General features: G+C 37.1%; 16 protein-coding genes. 7 read left to right on the top strand and 9 right to left on the bottom strand.

Going from position 1 to position 19,489, the window contains the following annotated elements; genetic code table 11:
* Positions 1–14: 14 nt before the first annotated feature.
* The 7 genes from serA to pheS form a co-directional block, all read right to left on the bottom strand.
* The gene (gene serA, locus CCAL_RS02845; protein ID WP_169999783.1) at positions 15–1,592 is read right to left on the bottom strand and encodes a phosphoglycerate dehydrogenase; all 1,578 of its coding nucleotides are present in this window, start codon (positions 1,590–1,592) and stop codon (positions 15–17) included.
* Entirely contained in the window at positions 1,589–2,074 is a 486-nt protein-coding gene (locus CCAL_RS02840) for a hypothetical protein (protein ID WP_169936267.1), read from the bottom strand. The genes serA and CCAL_RS02840 overlap by 4 nt, the downstream gene beginning before the upstream one ends.
* A gap of 5 nt (positions 2,075–2,079) precedes the next feature.
* Positions 2,080–3,735: a 30S ribosomal protein S1 gene (locus CCAL_RS02835; protein WP_172285050.1), complete on the bottom strand. Its 1,656-nt coding sequence runs from the start codon at positions 3,733–3,735 to the stop codon at positions 2,080–2,082.
* A 106-nt stretch (positions 3,736–3,841) separates the two neighbouring features.
* Entirely contained in the window at positions 3,842–4,666 is an 825-nt protein-coding gene (locus CCAL_RS02830; RefSeq protein ID WP_170016569.1) for a 4-hydroxy-3-methylbut-2-enyl diphosphate reductase, read from the bottom strand.
* Positions 4,656–5,930, bottom strand: a complete 1,275-nt coding sequence (gene aroA, locus CCAL_RS02825; protein ID WP_170016571.1) for a 3-phosphoshikimate 1-carboxyvinyltransferase — start codon at positions 5,928–5,930, stop codon at positions 4,656–4,658. Before aroA ends, CCAL_RS02830 begins: the two co-directional genes overlap by 11 nt.
* A complete protein-coding gene (pheT, locus tag CCAL_RS02820) occupies positions 5,927–8,260 on the bottom strand; it encodes a phenylalanine--tRNA ligase subunit beta (RefSeq protein WP_172285049.1) in 2,334 nt (777 codons plus the stop codon). Before pheT ends, aroA begins: the two co-directional genes overlap by 4 nt.
* Complete coding sequence (gene pheS, locus CCAL_RS02815; protein ID WP_170016299.1) at positions 8,257–9,252, bottom strand: phenylalanine--tRNA ligase subunit alpha; 996 nt, start codon at positions 9,250–9,252, stop codon at positions 8,257–8,259. The genes pheT and pheS overlap by 4 nt, the downstream gene beginning before the upstream one ends.
* 137 nt (positions 9,253–9,389) lie before the next feature.
* On the opposite strand from pheS, the gene CCAL_RS02810 reads away from it, so the two are divergent.
* The gene (locus CCAL_RS02810; protein WP_169936255.1) at positions 9,390–9,743 is read left to right on the top strand and encodes a histidine triad nucleotide-binding protein; all 354 of its coding nucleotides are present in this window, start codon (positions 9,390–9,392) and stop codon (positions 9,741–9,743) included.
* A 512-nt stretch (positions 9,744–10,255) separates the two neighbouring features.
* Here the strand turns inward: CCAL_RS02810 and CCAL_RS02805 are convergent.
* Positions 10,256–10,825 carry an adenylate kinase gene (locus tag CCAL_RS02805; RefSeq protein ID WP_170016297.1) on the bottom strand — a complete coding sequence of 190 codons (570 nt, stop codon included), beginning with the start codon at positions 10,823–10,825 and terminating at the stop codon, positions 10,256–10,258.
* A gap of 284 nt (positions 10,826–11,109) precedes the next feature.
* On the bottom strand, positions 11,110–12,867 hold the full coding sequence (gene aspS / locus CCAL_RS02800; protein WP_169972063.1) for an aspartate--tRNA ligase: 1,758 nt from the start codon (positions 12,865–12,867) through the stop codon (positions 11,110–11,112).
* A 102-nt stretch (positions 12,868–12,969) separates the two neighbouring features.
* On the opposite strand from aspS, the gene CCAL_RS02795 reads away from it, so the two are divergent.
* From CCAL_RS02795 to CCAL_RS02770, 6 genes are all read left to right on the top strand, one after another.
* The gene (locus CCAL_RS02795; protein WP_169936249.1) at positions 12,970–13,833 is read left to right on the top strand and encodes an NAD(+) kinase; all 864 of its coding nucleotides are present in this window, start codon (positions 12,970–12,972) and stop codon (positions 13,831–13,833) included.
* Positions 13,826–15,346: a DNA repair protein RecN gene (locus CCAL_RS02790; RefSeq protein WP_169999789.1), complete on the top strand. Its 1,521-nt coding sequence runs from the start codon at positions 13,826–13,828 to the stop codon at positions 15,344–15,346. The genes CCAL_RS02795 and CCAL_RS02790 overlap by 8 nt, the downstream gene beginning before the upstream one ends.
* Before the next feature lie 80 nt (positions 15,347–15,426).
* Positions 15,427–16,683, top strand: a complete 1,257-nt coding sequence (locus CCAL_RS02785; RefSeq protein ID WP_170016295.1) for a GGDEF domain-containing response regulator — start codon at positions 15,427–15,429, stop codon at positions 16,681–16,683.
* Positions 16,680–17,468: a TatD family hydrolase gene (locus CCAL_RS02780; protein WP_170016293.1), complete on the top strand. Its 789-nt coding sequence runs from the start codon at positions 16,680–16,682 to the stop codon at positions 17,466–17,468. Before CCAL_RS02785 ends, CCAL_RS02780 begins: the two co-directional genes overlap by 4 nt.
* 12 nt (positions 17,469–17,480) lie before the next feature.
* Positions 17,481–18,692, top strand: a complete 1,212-nt coding sequence (locus tag CCAL_RS02775; protein WP_170016292.1) for a lytic transglycosylase domain-containing protein — start codon at positions 17,481–17,483, stop codon at positions 18,690–18,692.
* On the top strand, positions 18,679–19,488 hold the full coding sequence (locus CCAL_RS02770; RefSeq protein WP_228026613.1) for a septal ring lytic transglycosylase RlpA family protein: 810 nt from the start codon (positions 18,679–18,681) through the stop codon (positions 19,486–19,488). Before CCAL_RS02775 ends, CCAL_RS02770 begins: the two co-directional genes overlap by 14 nt.
* Position 19,489: the final 1 nt, after the last annotated feature.

Below are 19,489 nucleotides of genomic sequence, written 5' to 3'. Positions count from 1 at the left end.
TCCTAATAAATTTATTAAATAACTGCGTATTGCGCCCAAACGCAAGTTTCAAGCGCATTTAGTTTTGCTAAAGTCTCTTTGCTGATGTTTTCATCAACCAAAATAACAGCAAGTGCCATGCCGTGCTCATCTCTACCAAGACGGAAGTCTGCGATATTGATCTTTTCAGAAGCAAGTATTGTGCTGATTTGTGCGATAACACCTGGAACGTCGTTGTTTTTAAAGACGATCATCTTGCCTTTTGGCTTAAAGTCAGTCTTAAAGCCATTAACTGTTACGATGCGCTGCTGATTTTCGCCAAATACTGTTCCGCCAACACTCACAACATCATTTTCTGTTGTGATGCGAACGGTAATTTTGTTTTTAAATATACTATCGCCGCCAACTGTAGCTTCAGTTGCTATACCTTTTTCATCACATAAAAATTTAGCGTTTACATAATTAATCGCATCTCCCAAACTCTCTTTAAGTGCTCCAACTATCGCAAATGTAAGCATTGAGTTTGCATAGTTGCTAATAGCGCCGTGAGTTTCTATGCGAATAGCTTTTATCGCTTTTTTGTTTAGCTGGGCAGCTAAGAAGGCCATCTTGCTTGTTAGCTCGATATAAGGCTCAACAAACGGCGGTAGATCGTCTGTCTTGATCGGTAAATTTAAGGCATTAGGATAGCTAATACCTCTTGCCGCACTAATAGCTTGCTCTACTGCTTCTACTGCGATATTTCTTTGTGACTCAAGCGTATTTGCTCCAAGGTGCGGAGTAACGCTAACATTTGGTAAGTCTAAAAGAGGATGAGAAGTTGCGGGCTCTTTTGTAAATACGTCAATGCCAGCAAAAGCTATCTTGCCACTTTTTAAACCCTCTGCAAGCGCTTCTTCATTATAGAGTCCACCGCGCGCGCAGTTTATTAGGCGCACGCCGTCTTTCATTTTAGCTATTTCATCTTTACCGATTATGTTTGTTGTTTCACTATTTTTTGGTGTATGTATAGTTATAAAATCGCAAGCCAAAATGTCATCGAAATTTCTAGTGTATACACCTCCCATATCAACGACTTTTGTCGGGTCGATATATGGATCGTATACAATGATATTCATACCAAATGCCTTTGCACGAACCGCAACACGAGAACCAATATTTCCAAAGCCTATAACACCAAGTGTTTTGTTAAAAAGTTCTACGCCATACCATTTCTCACGCTTCCAAATTCTATCTATCTTTAAATCATTGTGAGCATACGGGAAATTTCTAGCAGCTGCCAGCATGTGTGCCATAGTAAGCTCAACTGCCGCAATAGTGTTAGCTGTCGGGACATTCATCGCTATTATACCGCGACGAGAGCAGCCATCTATGTCTACGTTGTCTACACCAACACCCGCACGAACGATAGCTTTAAGTTTTTTACCTGCATTTAAAAAGGACTCATTTATCTCAGTAGAGCTTCTAGTTATAGCAACATCAGCCTCTGGCAATATCTCTAAAAGTTTATCTTTTGGCACATTGACAGCATCAATGATTTTTAGGTTTTCTTCCTTGTTTAAAAGTTCAAAACCAACTGGATGTATAGCATCACAAACGATAATAGTCTTCATAGCTTAACCTCTCTTACACTTGAATGAATGTCGTAGTTTTTAAGTTCCAATATAATATTTTGAAGCAACTTTGAGTCCTGGGTATTTAAAAAAATTTGGCTTTTAACACCATCTTTTATGACCGTAAAATCAACAAAAGTATTTTTTAGTGTCTGCATTAGACAAAATATCGAGTAGATATCATTTTTATCGATTATAAGTTCATATGCGGTAATTTGACTTTTTTGAACCTTTGGCTTATTGTATTCGATAAAAATTTCATTAGCCGATAAAGCATAGTCTTTTTTATCGATGGAAGCAAGCTCACCCATCCAACCGCTATTATTTTGTGTTTGAACTTGGGTAGACACATCTTCTTGACCAAAATGCTGAGTCGGAGTCTCCGCCAAATTTAAATTTGCGTATCGCCATAAAAAGAACCCGCAAACTCCGAGTATCAGCAATAAAAAAATCACTACGCCAAAAAGAGCATTTCTACCCATTTACACTACTGTAATTGTTCCTTGATAATGTCGCCAAGAGTTATCTTGTTATCATCATTGATTTCATTTAATACTTCGCGCTCTTTTTGTTTAGCAAGACGACGAATGCTTAAGCGAATTCTATTTTTCTTCTCATCTATAAACGCTATAGCAGCCTCTATCTCATCTCCAATTTTAAGCGTGTCACTATCAACGCTTCCAAGATCTTCTTTGCGAATAAGCGCATCAACGTTATTTCCAAGCTCAACAAAAACGCCAAAGTCTTTAATATCACGGATAGTACCTTTAACGATATCTCCGATATTAAATTTGCTGGCAAATTCCTCAACAGGACTTTTAACAAGATCTTTTAAGCTAAGAGAAATTTTTTGCTCTGCATCATCGATCTTAATGATCTTGACTTCAAGCTCATCTCCGACTTTAAACATGTCTTTACACTTGTTGTTTCTATCCCATGAAGCATCTTCATTATGAAGTAGTCCTTCAACGCAATCAATGCGAACAAATGCACCAAAATTTGTTACTGTCGTTACTACACCTTTTACAACATCACCCTCTTTAAATTTTGCTTTAAATTCATCAAAAGGTTTAGGAAGTAAATTTTTAAGACTAACTCTTAAACGATGTCCCTTAGCGTCGATCTCTATAACCTCTACATCGATCTCTTCGCCTTCGGAGATGTGATCTTTTGGATTTTTAATGTTTTTATCCCATGAAATTTCAGAAATATGTAAAAATCCCTCTATATCATTACCAAGATCTACGAAAGCACCGTATGGCTCGATATTGCTAACGATAACTTTAATAGTATCGCCAACTTCTAGACCATCTTTTATCTCTTCCCAAGGATTTGGCATAGCAGCTTTGATAGATAATGATAAATGACGTTTTTCATTATCGTAGCTAATAACTTTAACAGGAACTTTATCGCCCTCTTTATATAAAGAATTTGGATTTACCGGACCTTTGTAGCTGATCTCACTATAGTGAACAAGACCATCAACTCCGCCAACATCAACAAACATGCCGTAAGTTGTTATTTTTTTAATAGTTCCCTCAAGCACATCGGTATTATCAACTATGCTTGATAAAGCCTCTTTGCGTTTTCTGCGCTCATCATCTAAAATTTTCTTGCGAGATACAACTATGCTTTGCTCATCTTTATCTACTTTTATAACTCTTACTTTGCAACTTTTACCAACAACATCATTTGTGTTTTTAAAGCCACTTTGAGTTTTAGGTAGGAAAAATTCAATACCATTTGCATCAACAGCGATAAATCCACCCTTGTTTTTATTTATAATTTTTACGTCAATCTCGCCTGAATTTTCAGGATCAAAAGAGTCTATAAAGGCTTTTACTTTCTCTTTTCTAAGAGCTTTTTTGTGTGACAAAACAGGTCTTCCACTGCGTGAACCAGTTATGGCAACCTTGATAGTATCGCCAACTTTATACATTAAATTTCCATCTGCGTCAGTGATCTCAGAAATATTTAAAATACCTTCTGATTTCTTACCTACGTTTACAGAAACCTCTTCGCCTTTTATATCGACGATAACACCGTCACTATCCTCTTCAGTCTTTTTAAAAGACTCCTCTAACATCGCAGCAAAATCTTCTTCTTCATTTGCTTCAATTTGAACGTTTTTGTTCACAGCCATCTTGGTCCTTTTTATGTTTTTTTATGCCACGCAGGGCAAAGTATTTTATTATATTTAATAATCGCTTATTTGCGGTTGAATTTCAAGAAAATTTATTGCAGGGAATTTATATTTTTTCTATTTTATTAACAACTTTTTGAATGATCCAATCAGGAGTGCTAGCTCCCGCGCTAATCCCACAAAGCTCTTTGTTTTTAAACCACTCTTTATCGATCTCATCTTCGCTCTCGATAAGATAGCTATCTTTGCAGAAATTTTTAGATATTAAGTAAAGTTGTTTTGTGTTTGAGCTGTTCTTGCCGCCGATAATAATCATAATGTCGGCTCTTTTTGAAAGCTCTTTTGCTGCTTCTTGGTTTTCAAAAGTTGCATTGCAGATTGTATTAAAAACACGAACTTCTTTAACTCTAAGCATGAGATAATTCACAATTTGCATAAATTTTTCAACTTTGCGCGTTGTCTGACTAACTACGGCTACTTTTTGTTTTAGTTTGATATCATCTAGCTCATTTTCTTCAAGCACTACAAAAACACGCCCATAAGAGTATGATTTTACGCCTTTGACCTCTGGGTGATTTTCATCGCCAAATATCACTATATCATAACCCTCTTCGCTCATTCGTTCACAAATTTGTTGAGGCTTGGTTACAAATGGACAAGTCGCGTCTATCACATCAATACTACTTTGTTTGAGCTTAGCAAGATCGTCTTTTGTTATACCGTGTGTTCTAATGATAGCTTTTCTTTCATCACTTAGCTCATTTATGCCGTTTAGTGTCTTGACATTAAAATTTATGGCAAGGCGGTTTATCTCTTCGTTGTTGTGTATCAAAGGTCCTATAGTGGCGGCATTTCCTGCGCTTTCTGCGATTTTTATCGCCCTTTTTACGCCAAAACAAAAGCCGTAACTACTAGCAAGTTCAATCTTCAACGCTAACGCCTATCTTTCTTAAAATACTTACAAAATTTGGAAAAGATGTTGCGATAAATTCGCTTTTTTCTACCATCATGCCACATTTTAAACCAAGGATAGCAAAACTCATGGCTATACGGTGATCACCGTGACTATCGATAATAGCACTGCTTGCAACCCCTCCTGTAATCTCAAATCCATCATCTAGTTCTTTTGCATCTATACCGCATTTGCGAAGTCCTGCAACAGTTACAGCTATACGGTCGCACTCTTTAACACGAAGTTCTTTTGCATTTCTTAGCACGCTTGTGCCTTGTGCATTTGCAAAAGCTATGGCAAGAGCCGGTGCCTCATCGATCAACCAAGATATATTTTCACTAACATCAACCGACTTCAAAGGAGCATATTTGATTTCAATTTCGCCGATCGTTTCGTATTTATCAGAAAGCTCTTTTATCTTAATATCCGCACCCATTTTTTGCAAAACCCTATAAGCTTCAATACGAGTTTTGTTTAAAAGTATATTTTTTAAAACAATATGCGACCCAGGAATTATCGATGCGGCAACAGCAAAGAAAAATGCCGAACTAGGATCATTTGGCACATCTATGTCAAGAGGAGAGAGCGGCTTTTTCATCGCTTCTAGCGTGATATTTAACCCATCACTTTTTATATTAGCACCCATCCCTTTTAACATTCTTTCCGTATGATCACGACTTAATTCATCCTCGCTGAATTCACATCCATTTGAATAAAGCGCAGCAAGAAGCAGTGCACTTTTTATCTGTGCTGAAGCGACCGGACTTTTATAATTAAATCTATCAAGCTTTTTACCGCGTATGCAAAGTGGAGCCAAATCACCTTTTTTTACTCCATCTATCTTAGCGCCCACTGCCATAAGCGGCTTGCCAACACGAGCCATTGGTCGCTTGTTTAAATACTCATCTCCGCTTAAAACAAAAAAACCATCTTGAGCGGCTAAAAGCCCCATAAAAATACGCATCGCAGTACCGGAATTTCCGCACTCAAGTACGGAATTTGGTTCGCAAATTTTACTTGGTGGAGTGATGAGTATCTCATCACCGTTATTTTGCACCTTTGCACCTAGTTTTTGTACTATTTGTAGTGTATTTAGAGTATCTTCGGCGCGTAAAAAATTTCTAACACGTGAAGGCTTGTCACTTAAAAGCGAAAATATCGCACTTCTATGCGAGATAGACTTGTCTGAAGCCACACAATCTAGCGTTATATTTATAGGTTCTTTTAAAATACAAATTTTCATCTTATACCTATATTTAATTTTTCTTTCAAGCTCACTAAAATTTTATCCATAAGCGCATTAATCTCCTCGTCCTCAAGGGTTTTTTGCATATCTTGGAATGTAAATTTAATGCTTATACTTGATGCATTCTCAAGTCCTGTTCCACGGTAAATATCTACAGGCAAAAATTCTTTTAACTCTTTAAGCTCTAAATTTTTTATACATTCGTAAATTTTTGCAAACTCAAAACCATCAGGAACTACAAGGCTTAAGTCTCTACTCACGCTTGGGAATTTAGAGTATGCATTTGCTTTAATGCTTACAAATTTTAACTTATCAAATTCTATCTCACAAAAATATGTCTTTGGTAGATCTCTTGAGTCCTCTACTCTAATATCAACACGTCCGATATAGCCGATAACTTCTCCGTTTTGACAAATTTTAGCTTGCTCGTAAGGGCTTAAAAATTTCTTCTCATCGCTTGCTATTAGCTCAAATTTCCCAACCACATCTTGAACCATTGCAGCAAATGAATAAAAACTTATCTCCTCACCCTTTGCACCGTTTATCAAAGTAGCCTCTTTTGCAAGTCCACACACCACAAACGCAATGTTTGAGCTTTGAACTCCATCTTTGTTGAATACCTCGCCTAACTCAAAAAGCCTGACTGATTTTTTAGAATTTTTGATATTTCTTTCGCAAGAATTTAGCATGTGATTTAGCAGTGTTGGTCTAAGCATGTTAAGTTCGTTGTTTATTGGATTTGCTATCTGAACTTTACAAGGCTCAAAACCTAACTTGGCTAGCCTATCAGCATCATCAAAAACATAATGAATACTCTCGAAAAATCCACAATCCGCCGCACGCTTTCTTAAATTTAAAGAATTTTTATAATTTATATAAGTATTTGTTAAACGATTTTGTTCTGCAAAAACAAGCGGAACGGAGGTGATATTATCAATGCCTACGATACGAACGATCTCTTCGCAAATATCGTGAGAATTTAGTATATCGTGACGGAAAAAAGGAACTTTTACGTTAATACTTTCTTGTTCGACATTTACGCTAACTTCAAAGCCTAATTTCTTTAAAATTTTAACTATATCATTACGAGCGATCTCTTGTCCGATCATATTTTTAAGCTCGTTTAAAGAGATGCTTAGTGCCACTTGCTCTTCTCTCATAGTTGATTGTTGCGAGCCGGCAAAGAGGCTTAAATTTTTATGAGAAGACAGTCTTTTAAAAAGGTAATCAGCGCCATAAGCAAGATTTGGCTCACTTCCGCGAGTAGATCTATAAACATGGTCTCCTTTTGGTAAATTTTTATTTTCACCGATAGTTTCAGCAAGCACGGAAGGGACTGTGTAGTTTGCTTCGATGATTACAAATTTTGAGTTCTCATCAAGCATGCTACATTCGTCTTGATAAATTCCCGTTATGCCTAAATTTTTACCATTGCAACTTACATAAGACTCTCCATGCTTTCCGTTTTTAATGTCAAAAACCACGCGCTCGTCCACTCCGCCAAGTTTAGCGTAATCATACGCCTTAAATAATACACCGGTGCAATGCGTAACATAATCAAGCAATCTTTCAACTACATTTGTCTTTTTGCTTTCTATCAAGGCAAGACGCAAACGAGTTAATAAATTTTCACTTATATCGCCCTTGATTTCAAACGCACGATATAAAAATGAGCTTTTTTGCCCCTCGTCCGCTCTTGTTGCCACAACTCTGCCTATGCCGAGCAAATTTTCTCCATCTTCATATGGTAAATTTTCTCTTGGGCTAAGATTAAGTGCAGCGCAAATTTCACGAGCTATGCCATTTATGCTTTGGCAGTCGCCTCTATTTGCCGTGATATCTACTTCTATAATGGCATCTTTAAAAATTTCAAATTGATTTAAACTTGCACCCAGTTTTAACGCTCCAATACTTTCATCAAGCACCATGATCCCGTCATTTATCTTAACCATACCAAGTTCGGTAGATGAGCAGATCATGCCACAACTTTCTATGCCGCGAAGTTTTGCTTTTTTTATCTCAAGTCCATTCGGCATAACAGTGCCTATAAGCGCAACCGGGACAAATTGACCAGCGGTGACGTTTTTTGCTCCGCAAACAATTTGTAAAATTTCGCCTCCGACATCGACTTGGCATACATTTAGTTTGTCGGCATCCGGATGTTTTTCTTTATTTATCACATATCCCACAACTATACTATCTGGGATCTTGATCTCTTTATAACTATCAACCTCAAGTCCTATAGAATTTAATGTCTTTAAAAGTGTTTCACCGCTAATATTTTTAAGATCAACCCACTCATTTAACCAGCTTTTTGATATTATCATTTAAATTGCTCCATTAATCTTAAATCTCCTTCAAACAAAGAGCGCAAATCAGGCACGCGGTGCAACAACATCGCAAAACGCTCAACTCCAAGACCAAATGCATATCCGCTTACATTTTTATATCCGACCGCTTTAAATACATTTGGATCAACAACACCACATCCCAGCACCTCAAGCCAGCCGGTATGCTTGCACACTCTACAACCCTCTTGTTGGCAAAATATACAACTAATGTCAACCTCTGCACTTGGCTCGGTAAATGGGAAAAAGCTAGGGCGAAAACGCACTTTTACATCGCCAAACATATGTTTTAAAAATTGTTCTAACATGCTTTTTAAATTTGCAAAACTCACCTTATCTCCGTCTTCCACAATAAGTCCTTCGACTTGATGAAACATCGGAGTATGAGTAAGATCCATATCGCGACGAAAAACAGTTCCGGGAGCTATCATGCGAATAGGAGGCTTGTTTGCAAGCATGGTTCTAACTTGCACAGGACTTGTGTGCGTGCGAAGAAGTCTAAAGTCGTTTAGATAAAATGTATCTTGCATATCTCTTGCCGGGTGGTATTTTGGCAAATTTAGAGCTTCAAAGTTATGAAAATCATCCTCTATCAAAGGACCGGTCTCGAGTGAGAAATTTTGCAACATAAAGTACTCGATAATCCTATCCATCGTAGCCATAACAGGATGTAGTGCTCCGGTTGAAATAGGCTCATTAAATAGCGTAACATCAACGGCTTCACTTTTCATTTTTAAAGCAACTTCAAGCTCACTAAGTTCGCTTTTTCTAGTTTCGATAAGCGCACCCAATTCATCGCGTTGTTTATTTAAAAGAGCGGCAAATTCTTTCTTTTCGTCTTCGGGTATATACTTAAGCTTAGCAAATCCCTCCGATAAAATTCCTTTTTTGCCAAAAATCTCAACTCGAATTTTTTCAAGATCCGCAAGTGTTTGACACTCGTTTTTTATCCTATTTACAAATTCTTCCAATTTTAAGCCTTTAAAATTTTTAATAGATTGTATAGAAAAATGTTTAAAAGATAGATAAAATACCTTTATTTGGCACTTAAAATTTAAATTTTAAGTGCCTCTTTGATATAATTATGTAAATTTACTAAGGAGTTAAAATGACAATATTTGAAAAAATAGTCGCAGGTGAAATTCCTTGCAACAAAGTCCTGGAAAACGATAAATTTCTTGCTTTTCACGATATCAATCCAAAAGCGCCGATACACATCTTAATAATCCCTAAAAAACATTTTGAAAATATTCAAGAGATGGAGCCTGAACTTATGGGAGAAATGCTACTTTTTATCCAACAAGTAGCAAGACTAATGGGTGTAGACAAGAGCGGTTATCGCTTGGTTACAAACTGCGGTGAAAACGGTGGTCAAGAGGTTATGCATCTTCACTTCCATATGCTTGGTGGCGCAAAATTAGGCTGGGTAGACAGCGCTACTGATCCACAATCAACATTTTAAAATTTTACTCCTAAATTTTCATAAATTTTAGCTTTCTTGCTTTTATTTTTTAAATTTAGGGGGTTACCGCTTTTTATGATAAAAATTTTTCCAACATATTTATAAGTCATGCTTTAAAGCATGCCATTTGCATAACTGTCTAAAGCTCTCATGCTAACGCCATCTTTTACCTCAAAATCTAACACATTTTACCGGTCTCATTATCAACTAAGCCTCATGCTTGTCTTTGGCTACGCTAAAGCCCACAAAATAGCGTAAAGCCATATTGCGTTCATTGTATTGGGTTAAAATTTTAACTCATCTCCTTTGATATTATTTTCGGATAGAAGCTCATGATTTTTATTTTGATTTGTTAAAAAAATTGTTTTGCATTTTTAAAACAGTATCATAAAATCGACAAATTTAAACCTTTTGGAGACTAAAATTTGGTAATAAAATCGTGAAATTTGAGTGTAATATAAATTTTAGAAATAATGTAGTACTTTTGGGCTAAAATTTAGCCCAAAATTTTATTATAAAAGTGAATTTATAAGATCCTTCATGTCGGCAACGATCGGCTCAATACCTCTTTCGCCGTTTATCACATGAAGTAGACTTTTGCCTTTATAAAATTCGCGTATAGCCACAATTGGCTCTAGATAAACTTTCATGCGATTATTAAACACTTCATTGTTATCATCAGCGCCACGCGCACGACCTAAAACACGCTCTCTAGCTACATCCTCGCTAACATCAACTTCTATAACGCCTTTTAAGACGATCTCATTTTGCGCTGCTAGAACTTTATCAAGTTCGCTCATTTGCTCTACGCTTCTTGGATATCCATCTATCACTACATTTGGCGTTTTTGCACTTTTGATAGCTGAAACTATAGTGTTTACAACTACTTCAAGAGGGACCAAATTTCCTTTTGATATGAAGCTGTCTATAAGTTTGCCAAGCTCACTTCCGCTTGCAACTTCCGCACGTAGTAGATCGCCTGTAGAAAAGTGCGTAAAGCTCTCGTCAGCCTTTGCGATCAAGTCCGCGTCTGTTGTTTTACCGCTACCAGGAGCGCCGATGATTAAAAATAGTTTTTTCATTTTCTTTCCTTTTACGGCTTGCACCGCTTTGCTATGTGTTGCTGGATTTAAATTTTACTCCACAGACTTTTTGCCTAACACAAGCTTAAATTTAAGATCCATAGCCTAGCTTTTTTGTTTTACTACGCCAACAACAAGCAGAAGCGATGCCTCGCCTTTAAATTTTTATAATTTGCCTAATTTAATATTATTAGGTAAAAAATCCTATCAATAATAGGCTTTGCGCCGAAAACCTTTCATAGGATTTATCATTTGCGACTAAAATTCGCTATTTATTTAGCTTCTTAAGCTTGCTTTTCTTTCTCTCTAAGTCTTAGCCCAAGCTCTCTTAACTGCTCGCTATTTGCCTCGCTTGGTGCTTTTGTAAGCGGGCACTGGGCGCGTTGGGTTTTAGGGAAAGCTATAACATCTCTAATGCTGGTTGATTTGGTTGCTAACATGATAAGGCGGTCAAATCCTATCGCAATACCACCGTGTGGTGGCGCACCAAAGCTTAGCGCATCAAGCAAGAAGCCAAATTTCTCACGTTGCTCTGCCTCATCTATACCAAGTAGCTTAAATACTTTTTGCTGAACATCATTTTTGTGAATTCTCACAGATCCGCCACCTAACTCAAAGCCGTTTAATACAACGTCGTGAGCAACAGACAGTATGTCTTCTAAATCCTCTTCATCTATATTTTTTGGCATAGTAAATGGATGGTGCATTGCCGAGTAGCTTCCGTCATCATTTTGCTCAAACATCGGGAAGTCAAGCACCCATAAGAACTCCATTTTTTCCTGATCGATTATACCCATTTGCTCGGCTAAGAAAATTCTAAAGCGTCCCATATAGTCAAGCACGACCTTTTTCTTACCTGCGCCAAAGAATACGACGTCGCCGACCGCTAGCTCGCATCTTGAGACGATCTCATTTAGATCACTTTCTGAGAAAAATTTACAAAGCGGTCCTTTTAAACCATCCTCTTTCATTTGGAAGTATCCTAGACCTTGAGCGCCAAATTTACGGACAAATTCCTCAAATCTGTTCATCTCGCGCTTGCTAAATATATTATCTCCATTTGGAACTTTTAGCGCTTTTATGCGGTTACGCTTAGCATCTTTTGCGATAGAACTAAAAATTTCATTTGTAGAACGCTCAAAAATATCAATAACATCAATCATTTTAAGATCATATCTCAAGTCGGGTTTGTCGCTTCCGTATGTTTCGGTAGCCTCTTTGTAGCTCATACGACGAAATGGTGTTTTAACCTCATATCCACAAGCGGCAAAGATATCTTTTAGCATGTTTTCAGCCATATTTAGGATATCTTCTTGCTCGATAAAGCTCATTTCAACGTCGATTTGCGTAAATTCAGGCTGTCTATCGGCGCGCAAGTCCTCGTCACGGAAGCATTTTGCTATTTGGAAGTATTTATCAAATCCGGAGCACATTAAAAGCTGTTTAAAAAGTTGCGGGCTTTGCGGAAGTGCGTAAAATTGCCCAGGATAAACACGACTTGGGACAAGATAGTCACGTGCGCCTTCGGGTGTTGCGCGGGTTAAGATAGGTGTTTCAAATTCTATAAAGCCCATTTTGCTTAGGCTGTTTCTAGCTGCTATCGCTGCCGCCGAGCGCATTTTAAATATATTTTGCAATCTCTCATTTCTAAGATCAAGGAAGCGGTATTTGAGGCGGATATCCTCATTTACGCTTTCGTCGCCTATCATAAATGGCAACGCCTCACTTGGATTTTCAACTATTAATTCACTTACCACAACTTCGATATCACCTGTTTTTAAGCGTGGGTTTACAAGTCCTTCGCCACGCGCGCGCACTTTACCTTTTATGCGTAAAACATACTCGTCACGCACCTTTGAAGCAGTTTCGTGAGCTGTCTTGCTATCTGCCGGATCGCATACAAGCTGTATAAGACCAGTGCGGTCGCGAAGATCGAAAAATATAACTCCACCGTGATCCCTATAAGTATTGACCCAACCACAAAGCGTAACCTCTTTGCCGATATCTTCTTTGTTCAAATCGGCGCAATAATGGCTTCGCATTCAAACTCCTTTAAATTTCAGTTTAAAACCCCTGATTATACTAAAATTTTGCTTTTGCACAGCTTTGTTATTTGTTAAATTAAAATATGATAAAATCAACTCATGAAAATTTTAGATATACACAATATAAAAAAAGTCGGTATAGTCGCAAAAGTAAACGCCGAATTTATACAAAATTTAAATGTTATAAGCGAAATTTTAAATAAATTTAATATTGAAATTTTACTTGAAAACAGTTGTGCAAAAGCTGTAAACAAAAACGGATACGATCTAAATTCCTTAGCCTTGCAAAGCGATTTTATCATCTGTTTAGGAGGCGACGGAACCATCATCAGCGTTTGTCGCAAAAGCGCTGAGATTTCTCCTTTTATTCTAGGTATCCATGCTGGAAGACTTGGTTTTTTAACAGAAATCACGATGCAAGATTGCGAGTGGTTTTTTGATGAATTTTTTAAAGGAAATTTCATAGTTGAAGAGCCACACATGCTTGACGTAAGACTTAATAAAAACGGCAAAATAACACACAAAGTAGCATTTAACGATGCAGTTATCATGCGACCAAAACCGGCTTCTATAGCAAACGTCGAAGCTTTTTTAAACAAAAAATACTTTAACACATACTTTGGTGACGGCATCATCGCTAGCACTCCGATCGGCTCAACGGCTTACAACATGAGTACTGGCGGAGCTATCATCTATCCACTTAGTAATGTTTTTTCGCTAACTCCGATCTGCTCACACTCTCTAACGCAACGCCCCATAATCATGCCTAAAAATTTAACGGTCGAGCTAAAAGCCTATAAAGACGAGGTGCTTGTAATAGACGGTCAAGATACCTTTAAAATGAAAGACTACGAGAGCGTTTGTGTAGGTCTTAGCGACAAAAAGGCAAAATTAATACGCCATGTATCAAGGGATTATTTTCAAATTTTAAAAGAAAAACTTCATTGGGGTCATAATGATTGAGCGAATTTTAATTAAAGATTATCTTAATTTTAGTAATGTAGAGTTAAATTTCAAAGATGGGCTTAGTGTCTTTACCGGTGTTAGCGGCGCCGGCAAGTCGGTGCTTATGAGTGCTATAATGGCTATTTTTGGCTTAAAAGACAGCGAGGCAAGAGTCATAGAAGCTGACATCGACCATAAATTTGATATGGATGAATTTGGTATCGAAAACGAACCCATAAATAACTTCAAACTTATCAAAGATAAAGCGACTCGTTACTTTATAAATTCCCAGTCTGTTTCAAAGAAAAATTTAGCAAAAATAGCAAAAGAGCATATCAAATATCTCTCGGCAAAAGAGATAAACGAGTTTGAAAATGAGAGATTTTTAAATTTACTCGACTTTTTGGAGTGCAAAAAAGAGCCCAAATTTAAAGCTTTAAAGGAGGAATTTAAAGACAAATTTGAAGAGTTTATCAAAATAAAAAAAGAGCTAAATTCCATCTTAGAAGATGAAAAAAAGGTTGAAGAGCTAAAAGAATTTGCTGCTTTTGAGATAAACAAGATAGAAAGCGTAAGCCCAAAAATAGGCGAATTTGACGAGCTGATGGATATTAAAAAACGTCTTAGTAAAAAAGATAAGATAAATGAAGCATGGAATAAAGCAGAAGCGATATTTAGCACGGAAAAGGCTGTTATTGACGCACTTCATATAAGCGATATTGACGTTAGTTTTTTTGAAGAAACCATGAATGAGCTTAGGATCGTAAGAGACAACTTAAACATGGACGAGCTTGAGGATATCGATATCGAAGCAGTGCTTGATAGGATCGAAGCGTTAAATTCTATCGTGAAACGCTACGGCAGCATAGAAGAAGCGCTTCAAACACTTGAAAAAAGAAAGATCGAGCTTAATAAGTATGAAAACATAAGTTTTGAAAAGGGTCAATTAGAGCAGAAATTTAAACAAACAAGCTCGGAAATAAACAAACTGGCTAAAAATTTGAACAAAGCTAGAAAACGAAATTTAACAGAGCTTGAAAATTTGATAAATTCCTACTTAAAAGAGCTTTACATGAGTGAGATTTCACTCTTTATAGAGCCAAAAGCTCTTGACGAACTAGGCATGGACGAGATTATTTTAAAGCTAAATGAAACTGCTCTTAAAAATTTAAGTTCAGGCGAACTAAACCGTTTAAGACTAGCATTTATAGCAAGTGAAACACAGATAACACAAGAGGGAAACGGAGTTATAATTCTAGATGAAATAGATGCAAATTTAAGTGGAAAAGAGGCGATGAGTATCGCAAATGTCCTGTTAAAACTAGCCAAATTTTATCAAATTTTTGCCATCTCACACCAACCGCAACTTAGTTCAAAGGCAAATTCTCACTTTTTGGTTGAGAAAAACGGCGAAATTTCAACCGTTAAAGAACTTGAAAAAGGCGAAAGAGCAAACGAGCTAGCACGTATGATAAGCGGCGAGCACATCAGCAAAGAAGCTATGGAATTCGCAAGAGGGCTTTTGAAGTAGTAAGTTAAAATTTATTTTTAAGTTACATAAAATAAAAATTCGATAAAATTGAAAGTTACAAATTTTAGATAGGTAGACAAATGGAAAAAATTCTAGTAGTTGACGACAATAAAGCTTTAGCAAAACTAGTAGTAAGACAGATGGAAAAAAACGTAACCGACATGCTAGTAGACGTTGCGTATGACTTTGCTCAAGCCAAACAACTCATAAAAGACAACCAAGATGAATACTTTATGGCTCTGCTTGATCTAAATTTACCAGACGCTCCAAATGGCGAGATAGTTGATTATGTATTATCCAAAGGAATTCCTGCAATAGTCTTAACCGGCAGTCTTGATGAAGAGACAAAATCAACATTTATACATAAAGATATCGTAGACTATGTCTATAAAGGCAATATGGACGATATAAATTATATATTTAACATGATAAACAGGCTAAGTAAAAACAGACAATACAAAGTCCTAGTCGTAGAGGACTCCATGCCTTTTAGGAACAACCTAAAAAAAATATTAACAAGCCTTCAATTCCAAGTTCTAACCGCTGCTCACGGCGAAGAGGCGATGAACTACTTTGCTGATAATCCAGACATAAAACTTATAATCGCAGACTACAGAATGCCTATCAAAGATGGTCTTGAGATACTAAAAGATATACGTAAAGAACACGATAAAAACAAAATAGGCGTAATAATCCTAACCTCGCCTGACGAGCATGTAAGCGCAGCTACTTTTCTTAAAAGTGGTGCAAACGACTTTATAGCAAAGCCTTTTGGCAAAGAGGAGTTGATATGTCGTGTAAATAACACCATCGAAGCCATGGAAAATATCAACAAAATCGCAAATTTTGCTAACAAAGACTTTCTAACTGGAGTATATAATAGAAGGTATTTCTACTCCGACATGAACGAATACCTAGCCATGATCCAAGACACTGATGAGCCTTACGCAGTCGCCATGATTGACGTAGATCGTTTTAAACACATAAATGACGCTTATGGACACGAGGCTGGTGATAAGGTTTTACAATACCTTTCAAAAAAACTGATAGACGAAACAAAAGACAAAGATCTGGTTGCGCGTTTTGGCGGAGATGAACTTTGCGTAGTTTTAAAAAATACAAGCAATGAAGACGCGGTCAAATTTTTCGTAAATTTAAGAACAAGCATAGCTTCTCATAAAATTTCACTCAAAAAAGATACGATAGAATTTACCGTATCTATAGGTCTTACTTTTGGTGGAAACGACTATGGTGTAGACGAAATTTTGGAGCTAGTGGACGAGGCTTTATATATTGCAAAAGAGAGTGGAAGAAATCGCATCGAGGTTACTAAGTGATCATTGATACACATTGTCACTTAAGCGATACTTGCTACGATAACGATCTAGACGCCGTTATATCTAATGCTATAAATTCGGATGTGATTGGATTTATACTTCCAGGTGCTGATGTTAATGATTTACCAAAAGCGGCTAAAATATCGCAAAAATACAAAAATGTCTATTTTGCCGTTGGTGTTCATCCATACGACATAAGAGGCTATAACGAAGAGACCTTACGCAAATTTGCCTCGCATGAAAAATGTGTAGCTATCGGCGAATGTGGGCTTGATTATTTCCGTTTACCAAAAGACGAGATGGAAAAGATAGCCGAAAAAGAGGAGCAAAAACGTGTTTTTCTAGCTCAACTTGAACTTGCAGTTGAGTTAAACAAACCCATTATACTTCACATCCGTGATGCAAACGAGGATTGCTACAATGTTCTAAAAGAGTATGCGCCAAGGCTTACGGCAGGAGCTGTTTTGCACTGCTACAACGCTTCGCCATTACTTTTAGAACTTGTAAAATTTGGAAATTTTTACTTTGGCATAGGTGGTGTTTTAACCTTTAAAAATGCTAAAAATTTGGTTGAAATTTTACCAAACATACCAAAAGACAGGATAGTTATAGAAACCGATGCTCCATATCTTACCCCAGAACCTTATCGCGGTAAGAGAAACGAGCCGATGTTTACGACATTTGTTGCTAAAAAGATAGCTGAAATTCTAAGCCTTAGCGAGAGTGAAGTTAAAGAACTTACCTCAAGCAATGCCAAAAGATTATTTAAGTGTTTTGACACGTAAAAAAGGACAAAAATGAAAGCCATGCTTAAAATTTTTATGATATTTGCCTGTGCGATAAGCCTATTTGCAAATACATCCGATAGAGATTTTTATGAAGCTCAAGTTAAAATTTTAAAAGAGCTTGATATAAATCCTAGCTTTATAAAAACTTCATACTATACAAATATGAAAAAAAGCATAAAAAAATCCCACATAAAGACTTTTACGGATGCTCTTAAAAACGGATATGTCTATATTCCGATGATTAAAGAGCATATACAAAACTCAAAAGTTCCCGACTCATTTTTCTATCTTGCGATGATAGAGTCTGGCTTTTCAAACCATACAGTTTCAAAGGCCAAAGCTGCCGGGATGTGGCAATTTATGCCAAAAACAGCCAAAATGCACGGACTTAACATAAACGAATATGTTGATGAAAGAAGAGACCCATTTGCTTCAACAAAGGCGGCAACAACATATCTAAGCACGCTTAAAAAGCAATTTGGCAAATGGTATCTAGCCGCAATGGCCTATAACTGTGGCGATGGATGTCTTTCTAAGGCTATAAAAGCCGCCGGCACAGATGATCTTGCGACGCTTATAGATCCTCAGAAAAAATACCTTCCACCAGAAACTAGACAGTTTGTCATTAAGATTTTAAGAGCGGCATATATCGCGAGAGAGACAAATTTCTTGCTTTCTAAGGACTCGTCGCTACTAAATCCAAAAGGTGGGCTAAAGCTTGTTCAAGTAACAGTTCCTGGAGGAACTAATCTAATGCACGTAGGTGACGGCATAGGTTTAAGCCTTAAAAAAATGAAAACAAATAATCCACATTTAAAATATGTATTTACCGAGCCTAACTTAAAAAATACCTATGTGTATATACCTGAAAACAAAAAAGAGATTTTCTCACAAAATTTTAAACCGCTTACAGGCAAGAAAGACTTTTTTGCATATACAGTAAAAAGAGGAGATACGCTTTTAGCTATAGCTAAAAAAACCGGCGTAAGTCATAAGGCCATAAAAGATTTTAACGAGCTTAAAACAAATGCTATTTCTCAAAACCAAAAGCTAATAATCCCTCGCTCAAAAGATAATTCTATACAAAACTACACTGTGCAAAACGGCGAAACACTTGCTGAAATTTCAAAGAAATTTAATGTCAAAGAAAAAGATATCCGCGATGCAAATTCTTTAGCTAGCTCAAATTTAAATGCCGGAGAAAGCATTGTCATACCTTAATATCAAATTTGCGATACCTGTATTTATAATATTTTTATTCACCGGATGTTCTTGGAGCGGTGCTCCATTTACTCCAAGTGGGCCGACTAGCGTTAAGCCAAACAACTCTCCCGCCGTTCAAAGAGCGACAATGCGCCCATACACCATAAACGGCAAAACTTACTATCCGACAGTAGTAAGTGTCGGAGATAGAGCAAGCGGCATAGCAAGCTGGTATGGACCAAATTTCCACGGCAAAAAAACATCAAATGGCGAAATTTACAACATGCACAATATGACGGCCGCACATAAGACATTGCCGATGAACACCGTGCTAAAAGTTGTAAATTTAAGAAACCAAAAAAACGTAATCGTGCGTATAAATGACCGTGGTCCATTTGTGGGAGATAGGGTTATAGACCTTTCAAAGGCTGCAGCAACAAAGCTTGACATGATAGCTGCAGGAACTGCTCCTGTTAGTATGGAAGTTATAGGTTTTAACGCGCAAACCATGACAGTGCCGGTTCAAACACAAAGTCCTAAACAACAGCAAACAGGCGTTTCGATATCAGCTCAACAAAGCTTTATCGGTGGCGAATTTATGGTGCAAATCGGTGCCTTTAAAAACCAAAGCGGTGCAAATAGATACCAGCAAGAGCACAGAAGTATCGACGGATATAAATCTGTGGTTAAAAGCTTCATGCTAGACGGCGAGACAATATATCGCGTATTTTTAAGCGGATTTAGAAGCGAAGATGAAGCTAGAGACTATGCTAGAAGCGGAAAATTTGTAGGCGCATTTATCGTAAGAGGATAAA

It is taken from the genome of Campylobacter sp. RM6914 (assembly GCF_004803835.1).
GTDB lineage: Bacteria > Campylobacterota > Campylobacteria > Campylobacterales > Campylobacteraceae > Campylobacter_A > Campylobacter_A californiensis.
The sequence above is the reverse complement of the archived record's forward strand: the minus strand, read 5'-3'. Positions and strand labels throughout refer to the sequence as shown.

Bases quoted from the DNA above. Each gene is read 5' to 3' on its own strand.
- CCAL_RS02790 (WP_169999789.1), top strand. From the start codon at position 13,826: ATGATTGAGCGAATTTTAATTAAAGATTATCTTAATTTTAGTAATGTA.
- aroA (WP_170016571.1), bottom strand. From the start codon at position 5,930: ATGAAAATTTGTATTTTAAAAGAACCTATAAATATAACGCTAGATTGT.
- pheT (WP_172285049.1), bottom strand. From the start codon at position 8,260: ATGATAATATCAAAAAGCTGGTTAAATGAGTGGGTTGATCTTAAAAAT.
- CCAL_RS02805 (WP_170016297.1), bottom strand. From the start codon at position 10,825: ATGAAAAAACTATTTTTAATCATCGGCGCTCCTGGTAGCGGTAAAACA.
- CCAL_RS02795 (WP_169936249.1), top strand. From the start codon at position 12,970: ATGAAAATTTTAGATATACACAATATAAAAAAAGTCGGTATAGTCGCA.
- CCAL_RS02835 (WP_172285050.1), bottom strand. From the start codon at position 3,735: ATGGCTGTGAACAAAAACGTTCAAATTGAAGCAAATGAAGAAGAAGAT.
- CCAL_RS02840 (WP_169936267.1), bottom strand. From the start codon at position 2,074: ATGGGTAGAAATGCTCTTTTTGGCGTAGTGATTTTTTTATTGCTGATA.
- CCAL_RS02785 (WP_170016295.1), top strand. From the start codon at position 15,427: ATGGAAAAAATTCTAGTAGTTGACGACAATAAAGCTTTAGCAAAACTA.
- CCAL_RS02810 (WP_169936255.1), top strand. From the start codon at position 9,390: ATGACAATATTTGAAAAAATAGTCGCAGGTGAAATTCCTTGCAACAAA.
- CCAL_RS02775 (WP_170016292.1), top strand. From the start codon at position 17,481: ATGAAAGCCATGCTTAAAATTTTTATGATATTTGCCTGTGCGATAAGC.
- aspS (WP_169972063.1), bottom strand. From the start codon at position 12,867: ATGCGAAGCCATTATTGCGCCGATTTGAACAAAGAAGATATCGGCAAA.
- serA (WP_169999783.1), bottom strand. From the start codon at position 1,592: ATGAAGACTATTATCGTTTGTGATGCTATACATCCAGTTGGTTTTGAA.